The organism is Pontibacillus chungwhensis BH030062 (genome assembly GCF_000770675.1).
GTDB lineage: Bacteria > Bacillota > Bacilli > Bacillales > BH030062 > Pontibacillus > Pontibacillus chungwhensis.
This window is the reverse complement of sequence record NZ_AVBG01000003.1, coordinates 292,464-305,589: the sequence shown is the minus strand read 5'-3', so window position 1 is coordinate 305,589 and position 13,126 is coordinate 292,464. Positions and strand designations below refer to the sequence as shown.

Below are 13,126 nucleotides of genomic sequence, written 5' to 3'. Positions count from 1 at the left end.
ATAGATGAAGATAAAAATAAAGATGTTTTTAGTGTAAATTTGCAATTATAATGGAAAAACAACACTTCATTTACATAAAATATGATAAAATGGTATCAGTTTTGTTATATGGAACATTGAGGAAATGTATGGTTCATTATATCTAAAACATTTGAACTAGTGTACAAAGAGGTTAGAAAGGGTTAGATTATGACAGAACATCAAATTCGAACAGTTGTACAACAGCTACTATACGATATGCAAGGGTTGAAAACAAAAGTTAGAGAACTAGAAGACGAAGTGGAAAGTCTTAAACATAATCAATCAAGTGATCCAGGGTCTAAAGAGGAACTAGAAGGTGTTCCGGTAAGTGGGCTTATCATTCATTATTTGCAACGGATCGGAGTCCCTTCTCACATAAAGGGATACAAGTATATTCAAAAGGCTGCCACACTTGTCTTTGAAGACCCCATGTATTTACAGAAGATGACAAAGGCTCTTTATCCGGAGATCGCCAACGCTTATGGAACAACTTCGAGCCGAGTTGAACGCGCTATTCGTCATGCAATCGAACAAGCATGGAAGCGAGGCAGCGAAAAGTTGTTTTCTCAATGGCTTGAATGCCCTGAACACGTATTCGAACAAAAACCTTCTAACCGATTACTCATTACACTACTGGTGGACAAGATTCATAAAGATCGTACAGGTGAACGTGTCCTTTATCAGGAAGTGAATATGTAGTTTGTGAAAAGACCGCTCCCGGAGCGGTCTTTTTATATTTCCTTTAGGGATTAAGTGGAATTCCCTGGTGAAACCATATTCTATGCCTGAAGTGAATGTAATTGAACTGTCTCGCAAAAGATAAAGGAACTATACCTGGAAAGGCGAGATGGTTATGAGAATGATTGTATGTGCTTTAGTGTTGTTAATCGGATGGGGGAGTGCGACAACTACGTGGGCAGTGGAGCCTAAGAAAGAGCTTGCCATTGTGATCGATGATTTCGGAAATGATATGGGAGGAACTGACGCAATGTTAGAACTCCCTGTGCCATTGACTGTTGCTGTTATGCCATTTATGCCGACGACTGCTGAAGATGCGGAGCGTGCCTATTACTTGGGACATGAAGTCATCGTTCATATGCCGATGGAGCCTATGAAAGGGAAGCGAAGTTGGCTGGGCCCTGGGGCGATTACGACAGACCTTTCAGATGAAGAGATTAGAAAACGCGTTCACGATGCAATTCATGCTGTTCCACATGCAGTGGGGATGAACCATCACATGGGGTCTAAAGCAACGGCAAGTGAACGGGTAATGCGGATTGTCCTTGAAGAGTGTAAGAATCATGGCCTTTACTATTTGGACAGTAAAACTACTGGAAGTAGTGTAATCCCGGAGTTGGCAACTGAATTAGGTGTGCCTTATTTAGAGAATGAAATCTTTTTAGATCACGTGTATTCGATTGAGCATATGAAGAAGCAGGCAAAGAGAGTGGAGAAGGAGTTAGTGGAGGAAGAGGATCTTATTGCTATTGGGCATGTGGGAATTGCGGGTGAGAAGATGGTATCTGTTCTGAGCGAATTTATTCCGATATTTAAAAGTAAGGCAGATATTGTTCCCTTGTCTGATCTTTTGCCGTGATAAGAGGAATGGTTTCCGTTAACTTTGGTTTAGAGTAAGGTGGTCCGGAAAACTACTCGCTTTCCTGTGGGGAGAGCTGGTGAGCCTCCTCAACCGGTAAGCAGGTTTCCAGGCCCGCCTTTTCCATATTTGCAGTAACGAAAACATACGAAATATCTGCATAGTTCCTAACAAACTTAAGGAGCGGTGTTAAACTTGCCATAAAAAAGGTGCCAAATCCCTTATTTCAATTGGGATTCTGACACCTTTTTTCTCTACTCTAGCTCATTCTAGTCTATGCTTTGCTAATGGGGTGCGCTTGTTTAGATTAACTTGCGTGACGGTTTACGTCTACGACAGGTTTGTGCATTTTTTGTTTCAAGATCTGGATCACGAACCACGCTGCTACGGCTAGCCAGAAGAGGGAGCCGATGATCATGGACGCGGTGTAAGATAGTCCGAAACCTTCAGGCGCGTAGAAGATGTAGGTACTTACTACTGCTGTCATGAACAAGGCTGGTAGGGAGCAGATCCAGTGGAACTTTTGATTTTGTAGTAAATACATGGCCGCGGTCCATAGCATGACGGTTGCAACAACCTGGTTAGACCAGCCTACATAACGCCAAAGGAAACTGTAATCAATTTGTGTTAAGAAGAATGTAGGAAGAGCAACAGGGATGATTAAGAACAGTGTGCTTAGTTTACCACCTGCTAGCTCCTTCTTGCGAATCCTTCCAATTAAATCTGCAAGCATCATACGGGAAGAGCGAAGTGCTGTGTCTCCTGTTGTAACAGGAAGGATGATGACACCAATTACGGCAAGTACGCCGCCAAATGCTCCTAAGGTGGAAGTACTGATTTCGTTTACAACACCTGCTGGGCCACCGGCGTCAAGAGCGGCTTGTAGCGAGCCTGTACTACCGAAGAATGTCATACCCGCAGCTGCCCATATTAGAGCGATTACCCCTTCTGCAATCATTGCGCCAAAAAATACCTTACGACCTTCGCTTTCTTTTTTCAGTGTACGGGCTAGGATCGGGCTTTGTGTACTATGGAACCCTGAGATTGCACCGCAAGAAACAGTAACCATAAGTAGTGGCCACATCGGCAGTTCGTCTGGATGTAAGTTTTGTACGGTTAGGTTTGGAATTGGATTATCAAAGAAAAATAGTCCGATTCCGATTGATACGGCCATGAAGATTAAGATGGCACCGAATAAAGGATAGACTTTTCCGATGATTTTGTTTACTGGTAAAACGGCTGCTAGTAAGAAATAAGCAAAGATCACAAGTAGTGATGCCATAAATCCAAGTGGTGTCACCTCAGCCATAAGTTGGGCTGGTCCTGCTGTGAAAGCCGCAGCCACTAAAATCATAAGTCCGATTGATAGGATGTTGATGATGGAACTAGCGTATTCTCCTAAGTACTTTCTTACAATCGTAGGATACTGAGCTCCGTTATGTCGTATGGATAACATACCTGAGAAATAGTCGTGAACCGCTCCTCCAAAAATGGATCCCACTACGATCCAGATAAAAGCAACTGGTCCGTATAGAGCTCCCATTATTGCGCCGAAGATCGGTCCAAGGCCGGCGATGTTTAAGAGTTGAATTAAACTCGCTTTCCACCAGCTCATGGGCATATAGTCAAGGCCATCGTTGTTTGTGTAAGCGGGGGTTTGGGATTCATCGTTAATCCCAAAAATTCGTTCCACCACCTTTGCATAAACGAAATAACCTAATAGTAGTAACATGATGGATGCAAAAAATGTAACCATCGCCTAGCCTCCTCTCGAAAATTGAATGTAAGACGTATTCTATACGGATTGTTATACATACACAACCCTTTTTCTGAAAATTTCATTTTTTATCTTATTTTTCTTAGGGAAAAGGGAGGAGCCTTGATGAATGTAAGTGCTTTCAATGATAAAAATCTATATTTCCTTTAAAAAGTAGATTCTTGTTGCTCTATCTTATGGTATAATTCCTCGATATAAGTGAATTTTTATACGAAGTTGCCGTCCTTCTTTAACGGGGATGGGCTTTTTTGTGGAGGAGGATCAAAATGGGGCAAGCAAGATTACCCTCATTTCTTGAGGTTATTAGTGTTTTAGCTATCTTTTTAGCGATTGTATTTTCATTTACAATCTATGAATTGCCGATTCAGTTGGCATTATTTATTTCATTATTTGTTGTCATTGGACTAGGGTTGCTAGTTGGATATACGTATGATGATTTACAAGCCGCTATGATTAAAGGAATTTCAAATGGACTTGAAGCGGTTCTGATTCTTTTAGCAGTTGGGGCGTTAGTTGGGACGTGGATTGCTGGTGGTGTTGTTCCGACACTCATCTATTATGGTTTAGAGTTTATAAATCCTTCCATCTTCTTACTAGCAACGCTCGTGATCTGTTCTGTTACGGCCCTTGCAACAGGAACTTCTTGGGGCACAGTAGGTACAGCCGGAATTGCAATGATGGGGATCGGGGAAGGTCTTGGAATGCCTTTACCGATGGTCGCTGGTGCTATTCTTTCTGGTGCTTACTTTGGAGATAAACTGTCTCCTTTATCGGACAGTACAGTTTTAGCAGCTTCAATGTCGAAAGTAAACGTGATTCAGCACGTGAAGTCGATGCTTTATTTAGACGTTCCGGCCTTTATCATTACAGGTATCTTGTTTACGATCGCAGGGTTTATGTATGGAGGCGGCGAAGCTGATCTTGATAAAGTAAACTCCATTATGGCTTCGTTAACAGATGTATTTAACATTAACGGCTTTATGTTATTGCCGGCGGTTATTGTTATTAGTTTACTAGTTATGAAGAAGCCTTCTATTCCTACCATTTCGTTTGGTGCATTGCTTGGTATTATTTGGGCAATTGGTTTTCAGGGTATGGGGCTTGCTGATGCGATTAGCACAGCGTACAGCGGCTTCAATATTACGTCAGATATTGATTTCATCAATGAGCTACTAGCTGGCGGCGGAATTAGCGGTATGCTTGGTTCAATCGTTGTGATTATCTTTGGTTTAGGATTTGGCGGTTTGCTTGAGAAGATTGGAGTACTTCAGGTCATAATGGACGCTTTCATTAATAAGATTCAATCTGCTGGTAGCCTTACTTCTTCAACACTACTTGTCGGATTCTTCTCGAACGTATTTGGCTGTGCCATGTATGTATCGCTGATTTTAACGCCTAAGATTATGGAAAGAAGTTATGATAAATTAGGATACCGACGCGACACATTGAGTCGTAACACAGAAGTGGGAGGAACAATGACTTCAAGTATGGTGCCGTGGTCAGATAATGGAATTTTTATGGCCGCAACACTTGGTATATCAACGTTCTCTTATCTACCGTTTATGTGGATGAGCTTTGTTTCTATCATTATTGCGCTTATTTACGGCTATACTGGCAAGTTTATGTGGAAGAACCAAGATTCAAACGAAGCAACACAATCCGCATAATAAACATCAACCTAAAAAGCCTGTCCCTATTGGGACAGGCTTTTTTCATATACAACTTTAAAGGAAAGAAGGGTGTCAGACACCGTTTAGTGCTTTAGCGTGAAGAAGGGTGTCTGGCACGCTTCTTTCCTTTAATGTGAAGAAGTGATTTGGTGTTCTATTAAATAAAAAAGGCAAACCAGGGGAGAGGTTTGCCAGTTCCGTATATTAAAGAAAGGAGAAATATGGGTATTCAATTAGTTATCCGAAGATAGTGAACCCATCATAGAAGGGTCAGATTTTAATTGTTGAACCAACTCAGCACCAGCGTCCATGTCTGCTTCGCTTGCATTTAATGCAGCTACAGGATGGAAGCAAGTGATGCCTGTGAAATTACTTAAGTCGACTTCTACACAGATGCCTGTACGGAAGAAGTTACTATATTTGAACAAAGAACCGCTGCATTTTTCAGGGTAAAGAAGTTCTAAAATCGCACAACAACGCTTGCCTTCAACAAATCGCTTCACACGGAAGAATGGAGAAGGATAAAGGCCAGAACAGCCATTAAACTTCTTAACTCCCCACGCGAAGTAAGGTAACAAGCCAGCAAATGTGTTTTCACATCCGCATAGAAGGACGAACGGAATCGTGTCTCTTCCATCGCCGCCGGTAGGGGAAACAAGGTCCTCTATAGCACGGTGGCATGAACCACTTTCGCAGCAGTCACGATCTACAGCGTCTTGTACTCTTGCGATTTCTCTTACTTTATCACATACACAACGGTTAGTACCCGATTTACCACAACAACTCATACACTCAACTCCTTTTTATTTATTACCCGAAGGTACTAATAGAGTATGTTTTTCACTATATTTGGTATAGGGGTTTGTCTCTAGTACTACTAAAATGTACGGTTGTACCCTATTAAAACGTCTAGTTGTTGAATGCATTTTGTATTTAATGTAAATTCAGGTATAATAGGCAAAAGGAACTAAAATGATAGGGGATGGAACAAGGTGAACATAAATGCGATGAATAGGGGAAGTAAACTTATTTTACTAGCATTGGCTATGGCCGTTCTATCGTTTTTCTTTACATGGGTAGATGTAGGGATCTTATCAGAGAATGGTTTTCAGCAGCAGGGATATATGTTTTTAGTTTTTTTCGTGTATCCTGTCTTTCAAGTGATAAGAAGGAGATCGATTCGCTTATTAACGGGGTATGGGAGTGCGATCGGAGGTTCTATATCCATCATAGCCTATATGCTAAGTAAGTCGGGCATCATTTTAGGGGAGCGAGTTAACCTCGCCTCAACGGGGATGTACATCTTTCTCATCGCTACATTCTTATTAATCGCAGGCATTTATTTAAGTAGGAAAGAAGACGCTACGTCTTCTGTCACGGATGCTTCACCTTTATCTAAGTAGAAAGAGCGCTGTCCCTTGTGGGGTCAGCGCTCTTTTTTGGGTGAAAATTATTTGCTGTTTTGAGAGGAGTAGACTCCATCGCTTGAGGAAGAGGATCCCCATTGTTCCTTAAGATCTTTACCTTTTTGTTTTAAAGAATGAGTAGAAGATGTGGACTTCATATACTTCTCATTCCAACTTCTGAGGCTGAATAACATGCAAACTACCGTTAGCCCCGCAAGAGCTGCTGTAGCTGGCCAGAAGTAAGAGGATACAATACCTTCTGTATAAGCCACCCCGATAGGAGAGAATACGATATATGTTTGACCGACACAGGCGAACAAGAAGATCGAAGTAGGCATGGCATATTTCCATGGTGTCATCTCTACGCTAGGATTGTGTGGCATTTGATACGCTGTTTCTCTTGGTTTGACGAATCCAATAATAAGCATGATCGCTAGTTCAGTAGCAAATAGAATGCCGTAGATGTGGATAAAGTGAATGGATACGGTTAGTCCGAATAACTGTTCGAATCCCCATACCATTAAGTAATATGCAAACACGTGGAAGATGACCACAGATTTAGCAGCAATGGCTGGAATCTTTTTCGTTAAAACACCCATTAACACAATGGTTATAATAGGGATGTTAAAGAACCCCGTAAATTTACGAATGAGATCCCATAACCCATTTGGTGCATTTAAAAGCATTGGTGAAATAAAGAATGTTGCTAACGCGATAAGGGTTCCTACCCATTTACTAATTCGGATCATCTGCTGATCTGTAGCGTTTCTATTAATACTTGTTTTATAGATGTCAAATGCAAACATCGTGGAGGCACTGTTTAGCAATGAGTTAAATGAACTTAGGACCGCTCCTAGTAAAACAGCTAAGAAAAAGCCATTTAAGTAAGAAGGGAGTACGTTTGCTACAAGTGTCGGATAAGCTAAGTCCACCGATTGTAATTCCCCTCCGTATTGGTGGAAAGCAATAACACCTGGAATCATCATAAAGAAAGGAACAAGCAGTTTAAAGAAACCGGAGAAGATAACCCCTTTTTGCCCTTCTTTTAAGCTTCCGGCACCTAGTGTGCGCTGGATGACATATTGATTCGTTGCCCAGTAGAACATGTTTGCAAATAGTAGGCCTGAGAAGATGGTGCCAAATGGTACAGAATCATCCGGGCCACCGATTGCGTTTAATTTCTCGGGATTTTCAGTGGTTAACGTTTTTACCCCGTTTAAAAGTTCACCGTCTCCAAGTGATATTAGTCCTAATATTGGCACAATTGCGCCTACAATTAAGAGACCGATTCCATTAATCGTATCTGAAACGGCAACAGCTTTTAGTCCGCCGAAAATAGCGTAAATGGCACCTATTATTCCAATGACCCAAATGATGAGCCATACCGATTGTGTATAAGACAAGTTTAGTAATGAAGGAATGTCAAAGAGCTTCAATACTGCCAGGGCACCAGAGTAAAGCATGGAAGGAATTGTGACAAATACATACCCTAACATAAAGAGTATAACGGTGTAGCGGCGAACCCCTTCATCGAAACGTTTACTTAAGAACTCAGGTAGAGTTGTAATATTCGCGTTCATATATTTAGGTAAGAGATAGAGAGCGAGAAGTACAATGGCAAAAGCAGCTGTAACTTCCCATGCCATGTTCGTTAAGTTTGTACGAAAGGCTTGTCCATTGAGACCAACGAGCTGTTCTGCAGAAAGGTTTGTTAATAGGAGAGAACCTGCTATAACTGTTCCGGTTAAGCCGCGGCCTGCTAAGAAATAACCAGCAGAATCTGAAGTGCTCCCTTTTGTCTTCTTGTAAGATATGTAAGCGACAAGAGCCATAAATAAGATACAAGAAACGATTGTGAGCCAAAGTCCTGATTGTTGCATAACGCATCCATCCTTTTTTGAAATAATAACTTAATCCTCTCATTTCCTTAAAAGGTATATTAGAAACATATAGATGCGAGTTATTGTATAAAATGGGTCTTTTTTACTACTTGAAATGTTTTTAAATTTATGTTTAACCTCTGGGGGTTATTACGATTTTTACATGTGAACATACAGTGAAAAAAGATGAAAAGAATATGGTCTGGAGTGTGTTTGTGCTCTAGTATGCATGGAATCAGCTGGATATACGTGTCGTATGCGTAGTGGCAGGGTTTGGAGGTTTTTCTAAAGAGAAAGGAATACGAAACGCTTATTACGTATTGAAGCAGATAAAAAAAGCCAACATCCCTCCGATCAGGGGTGCTGCTCTATCTTTTTATCAGGGGATGAGCCTGAGTATTATGAAGGGATCTATGGAAGAATTGTCTAGAGGAATTAATAACAATTGTTTGCGTTTTTATCCTTCTTCTTTTAGAAAGTGTTAAGCGAATCGTAACCGTTAAAGAGTCTTCCTACCTGACAACCTGAGGAAGTGTTGCAGATTTTCGGAATCAATCTCAAGTTTAATAACTATTGCGAAATATTACTAGACATCGATTACCCTCCGTTTATAACAGATATAGCCACCACCATGAGCGGCAAAATCTAACCACTCTATGAAGCTTTGGCGCATTACATCAATAAAGGGTGTCTGACACCCTTTACTGCTTTAAAGACACATAAGGTGCCAGGCACGCGTTATTCCTTTAAAGGGATACCGCGTGCCTGGCACTTTTGGTTGGTTAGGTTGTTGTGCTTAGGCTTTGGTTTGCTTTTTCAAGAGCGTGTTCGAAGTCGGCTGTTAGGTCTTCGATTGCTTCGATGCCTACGGAAAGGCGGAGGAGTCGGTTGCAGACGCCGTAACTTGAACGAACTTCTTCTGGGATGTCCGCATGTGTTTGTGTAGCTGGATAGGTAATGAAGGTTTCAACGCCCCCGAGACTTTCAGCAAATGTTACAAGCTCAAAATATTCTAATAATTTAGGAGCTAATGCTTCTTCAGTAACGCGGAAGGAAATCATACCACCTCGCCCTGGGTAAAGCACATCTTGAATAAGCGGATGGTCCGATAGAAATGAGGTAAGCTCTTTCGCATTTTGTTCATGCTGCTTCATACGAAGGGGGAGTGTTTTCAACCCTCGCATAAGAAGCCAGCTATCAAACGGTGATAATACAGCTCCGGAACCATTTTGTTCAAGACGAAGAGAGGCGCAAATGTCTTCATCTTGAGCGACTACTAGCCCCGCCAAAACATCATTATGACCACCAATGTATTTGGTCGCGCTGTGAATGACAAGATCGGCACCTAGTTCAATTGGTCGCTGGATATATGGTGTATAGAATGTGTTATCTACTATAAGGTGAAGCCCATGTTTCTTAGCAACCTCAGATATTTCTTCTAGATCTACTTGATGCATAAGTGGGTTCGTCGGCGTCTCAATAAAGAAGCCTTTCGTATTAGAGTTGATACAGGCTTCAAATTCCTCTTTACTGCTACCGCTCACATAAGAGAAAGAAAGTCCGAACTTTTTAAAATGTGTTTCAAATAAACGATAAGAACCACCGTACACATCCTGAGTTACGATGAAATGATCACCTGGTTCATAGGTTGAAAAGACAGCTTGGATTGCAGCCATCCCTGAGCTGAAAGCAAATCCTTCACGCCCGCTTTCAAGCTGAGCGATTTTATCCTCTAATAGATTACGAGTCGGGTTTCCTGTACGAACATAATCATATCCAGTTGATTGACCAACACCGGCATGACGATAAGCCGTTGACAAATATAATGGAGGGTTAACCGTTCCTGTTGTACTCTCACTGCGGTTACCCGTCTGTGCAAATTCTGTTTCTACCTGATAGCGTCTCATAAGTATCCTTCAACTCCTTTAGTATAGTAAAGCGTGTCAGACACCCATCAATGCTTTAGTGGGTGAAAGGGTGCCAGACACGTTTCAGTGCTTTAGTGCATGAACGCATTCTGTGCATTAGAAAAAGGCTCTTCAGAAGAAGAGCCTTTTATGGGTAAGGTGCACTTCTTCTTATCTTTCAAGTGATTCATCACTTGCTGGAAGGAGCACCACATCATTCAAGATAGGTTGCTGAAGCGTCAACGGACCAGATCCCTCGGCTTCTCTGAATAAGAAATAAGAAAGTGTTTAAATATAATTTTCTCTATACTATACATAATAATTGTTCATCTTGCAATAAGGTATCAGAATTTTTTAACTTGAATGACTTCGTGGACAAAGCGATTGAATAGCTGTTGCATTCGCTCATGTTTTGCAGTCATCATTTCCGCATGCCATTGAACGCCAATCACAAACCCTTCCTCATCCTCTTTCTCAATCGCTTCAATGACGCCGTCGGCTGCGAATGCCGTAGCGCGAAATCCTGGAGCGACTTCTTTAATCGACTGGTGATGGAAGGAGTTTGTAATGGTTTTCTCTCCGAATTGTTCCCGCATTACGCTGTTTGGTTCTGTTGTGATTGAATGTGACTCTTGCCAAGGTTTGTTGTACTGATCATGCTTTAAAGGTTCCTCTTCCATGTACGATACGTCTTGATACAGCGAACCTCCGTGAGCGACATTCAAGAGTTGAACCCCTCTGCAAATAGCAAAGACAGGCTTTCCTTGACGGATCATTTCTTTTGCTAGTATGGCTTCAGAGTGATCTCGTTCTGGGAAAGGTGAGCCCTGCTTCGGTAGAGGCTCTTCATTGTAGAGCAGCGGGTTTACATCTTGTCCTCCCGAAAGAACTAGTCCGTCCATCGCTAAAGCTTGCGCTTGAACCGTTTCGTCGTCTTCAAGAACAGGGAGAATAAACGGAACTCCACCTGCGCGTAATACAGACTGTACATAGTCATTATTCACATAAGCACGGTCGTATCCAGGGAAGCGACCGCCCTGATCAATTATAATACTTCCTGATATACCAATAAGTGGTTTCATACGGAGTGAACTCCTTTTGTTAATTTTTTTTAATTTTTTTCTTTTGACATTCAGATGCTTCTATTATAAAATCCAAGTAATTTGATATGAATTACATGCTATTATAGTATAGCTAGTGTAGTTGTATATAATCAATAAAAAAATAAACAAAAAGGGGCGTTATCTTTGAAGTTATCACGGTTACTTACAGTCTTATCTCTTACTCTAGTACTTGTCGTTGCAGGTTGCAGCAACGGAGGAGATACAGAGGAAGACACATCATCAAAAAATAATGACAAAACTACACCTCCTTCAAGTGAAGAAGGATTAACAATTGCGGTGGAGAGTAATTTTACTAGTTTAGACCCGCATGACACGAACGATAACCAATCATACTCTGCACAGTCTGCTATTTACGAAGGCTTGCTTGGTTTTGATGAAGATTTAAACATAGTGCCTGTATTAGCAAAAGATTTCAGTGTGAATGAAGATTCAACAGAATTTACATTCACACTAAAAGAAGGCATTACGTTCCATGACGGGGCACCGTTCAACGCGGAAGCTGTAAAAGCAAACTTAGATCGTTTATCAGATCCAGAGAGCCAGCTTCGCCGTGCGTCATTATTTGAGCTCGTTGAAAAAACAGAAGTTCTTAGTGAATATGAAGTGAAAGTCACGTTGAAAGAGCCATTTGGCGCAATGCCGAACAACTTTGCACACCCAGCAGCTGGAATGATCAGCCCGAAAGCTTTAGAACAAAGCAATCAAGATATTGCTCGTAACCCGGCCGGTACGGGACCATTCAAATTCGTAGAATGGAAAAGTGGCGACCATCTAACGGTTGAGAAGAACGAAGAGTACCGCGAGGAAGGACTTCCGAAAGTAGATAAAATCGAGTTCAAACCAGTACCAGAAAGTGGTTCTCGCGTTGCGATGCTACAAACAGGAGAAGCAGATTTCGCTTTCCCTGTAGCACCAAACCAAGTTGAAACTCTTAAAGAAGAAGAGGGCGTTTCCATCGAAACGAAACCATCTCTTGTTGTGAAGTACTTCTCTATGAACACAATGAAAGAACCATTTACAGACCCGAAAGTTCGTAAGGCAATGAATTATGCAATCGATAAAGAAGCATACATTAAAGTGGTTTACGATGGCTATGCAACTCAGACGAAATCCGTCATCGCACCGAATACTCAACACTATGAAGAACAAGAGGTTTACGAATATGACCCAGAAAAAGCTAAAGAACTACTAGCTGAAGCGGGTTATCCAGATGGTTTTGAAACAACCATTTGGGGCGGTACAAGCTCATTGAAACAAAAAATGATGTCATTCTATAAACAGCAGCTTAGTCAAGTTGGCGTAACATTAAATGTTGTACCAATGGAAGGCGGAACCTTAGGTGATAAAATTTGGGGAGTGGACAACCCTGAAGATGCTGAACTAGAACTTTATAACGGTGGTTGGTCTCCATCTACAGCGGATGCAGACTGGGGTATGCGCCCGCTGTTTAGCAGCAACTCCTTCCCACCTGACGCCTACAACACAGCTTACTATAAGAATGAAAAAGTGGATGAACTGCTTCAAAAAGGATTATCCACTGCTGATGACAAAGAGCGCGGTGAATACTACGCTGAGGCGCAAAAGATCATTTGGGATGAATCCCCTTGGGTACCTCTTGCCGTACCAGATATTCTTTACGGAAAGCAGGATTACGTTCAAGGCTTAACGATGCTTTCTTCAGGCGTTATGGATCTTAAACAAGCAGAAATCGTATCAGAATAACCAAGGAGAGGTTGAGCGATTA

10 protein-coding genes and 1 riboswitch are annotated in these 13,126 nt (G+C 41.6%); of the genes, 5 read left to right on the top strand and 5 right to left on the bottom strand.

Annotation, left to right across the window (positions count from 1 at the left end; genetic code table 11):
* Positions 1-189 precede the first annotated feature (189 nt).
* Positions 190-720 carry a sporulation initiation factor Spo0A C-terminal domain-containing protein gene (locus N780_RS19165; RefSeq protein WP_052114913.1) on the top strand — a complete coding sequence of 177 codons (531 nt, stop codon included), beginning with the start codon at positions 190-192 and terminating at the stop codon, positions 718-720.
* A gap of 154 nt (positions 721-874) precedes the next feature.
* Positions 875-1,618 (top strand): divergent polysaccharide deacetylase family protein, encoded by a 744-nt coding sequence (locus tag N780_RS06235; RefSeq protein ID WP_036781466.1) that lies wholly within the window; start codon positions 875-877, stop codon positions 1,616-1,618.
* Between the two features lie 307 nt (positions 1,619-1,925).
* Here the strand turns inward: N780_RS06235 and N780_RS06230 are convergent, their stop codons facing one another.
* Positions 1,926-3,374 carry a carbon starvation CstA family protein gene (locus N780_RS06230; protein WP_036781464.1) on the bottom strand — a complete coding sequence of 483 codons (1,449 nt, stop codon included), beginning with the start codon at positions 3,372-3,374 and terminating at the stop codon, positions 1,926-1,928.
* Positions 3,375-3,661: 287 nt separating this feature from the next.
* On the opposite strand from N780_RS06230, the gene nhaC reads away from it, so the two are divergent.
* Positions 3,662-5,062, top strand: a complete 1,401-nt coding sequence (gene nhaC, locus N780_RS06225; protein ID WP_036781460.1) for a Na+/H+ antiporter NhaC — start codon at positions 3,662-3,664, stop codon at positions 5,060-5,062.
* A gap of 236 nt (positions 5,063-5,298) precedes the next feature.
* On the opposite strand, the gene N780_RS06220 is transcribed toward nhaC, so the two are convergent.
* Complete coding sequence (locus N780_RS06220; protein ID WP_036781458.1) at positions 5,299-5,853, bottom strand: CotY/CotZ family spore coat protein; 555 nt, start codon at positions 5,851-5,853, stop codon at positions 5,299-5,301.
* A 204-nt stretch (positions 5,854-6,057) separates the two neighbouring features.
* Here N780_RS06220 and N780_RS06215 point away from each other — a divergent pair, with 204 nt between their 5' ends.
* Complete coding sequence (locus N780_RS06215; RefSeq protein ID WP_052114912.1) at positions 6,058-6,468, top strand: hypothetical protein; 411 nt, start codon at positions 6,058-6,060, stop codon at positions 6,466-6,468.
* Positions 6,469-6,515: 47 nt separating this feature from the next.
* Here the strand turns inward: N780_RS06215 and N780_RS06210 are convergent, their stop codons facing one another.
* The 3 genes from N780_RS06210 to N780_RS06200 all read right to left on the bottom strand — a co-directional run bounded on the left by N780_RS06210 (position 6,516) and on the right by N780_RS06200 (position 11,340).
* Positions 6,516-8,351 carry a solute:sodium symporter family transporter gene (locus tag N780_RS06210; RefSeq protein WP_052114911.1) on the bottom strand — a complete coding sequence of 612 codons (1,836 nt, stop codon included), beginning with the start codon at positions 8,349-8,351 and terminating at the stop codon, positions 6,516-6,518.
* 782 nt (positions 8,352-9,133) lie between these two features.
* Entirely contained in the window at positions 9,134-10,258 is a 1,125-nt protein-coding gene (locus N780_RS06205; protein ID WP_036781456.1) for a methionine biosynthesis PLP-dependent protein, read from the bottom strand.
* A gap of 168 nt (positions 10,259-10,426) precedes the next feature.
* Positions 10,427-10,534, bottom strand: a riboswitch (SAM riboswitch).
* A 68-nt stretch (positions 10,535-10,602) separates the two neighbouring features.
* Complete coding sequence (locus N780_RS06200; protein ID WP_036781454.1) at positions 10,603-11,340, bottom strand: gamma-glutamyl-gamma-aminobutyrate hydrolase family protein; 738 nt, start codon at positions 11,338-11,340, stop codon at positions 10,603-10,605.
* 165 nt (positions 11,341-11,505) lie between these two features.
* Here N780_RS06200 and N780_RS06195 point away from each other — a divergent pair, with 165 nt between their 5' ends.
* Positions 11,506-13,104, top strand: coding sequence for a glutathione ABC transporter substrate-binding protein (locus tag N780_RS06195; RefSeq protein WP_036781452.1), 1,599 nt, complete (start codon positions 11,506-11,508; stop codon positions 13,102-13,104).
* Positions 13,105-13,126: the final 22 nt, after the last annotated feature.

Coding starts and splice junctions, on each gene's coding strand:
- N780_RS06235 (WP_036781466.1), top strand. CDS start 875: ATGAGAATGATTGTATGTGCTTTAGTGTTGTTAATCGGATGGGGGAGT.
- N780_RS06200 (WP_036781454.1), bottom strand. CDS start 11,340: ATGAAACCACTTATTGGTATATCAGGAAGTATTATAATTGATCAGGGC.
- N780_RS06210 (WP_052114911.1), bottom strand. CDS start 8,351: ATGCAACAATCAGGACTTTGGCTCACAATCGTTTCTTGTATCTTATTT.
- nhaC (WP_036781460.1), top strand. CDS start 3,662: ATGGGGCAAGCAAGATTACCCTCATTTCTTGAGGTTATTAGTGTTTTA.
- N780_RS06230 (WP_036781464.1), bottom strand. CDS start 3,374: ATGGTTACATTTTTTGCATCCATCATGTTACTACTATTAGGTTATTTC.
- N780_RS06220 (WP_036781458.1), bottom strand. CDS start 5,853: ATGAGTTGTTGTGGTAAATCGGGTACTAACCGTTGTGTATGTGATAAA.
- N780_RS19165 (WP_052114913.1), top strand. CDS start 190: ATGACAGAACATCAAATTCGAACAGTTGTACAACAGCTACTATACGAT.
- N780_RS06205 (WP_036781456.1), bottom strand. CDS start 10,258: ATGAGACGCTATCAGGTAGAAACAGAATTTGCACAGACGGGTAACCGC.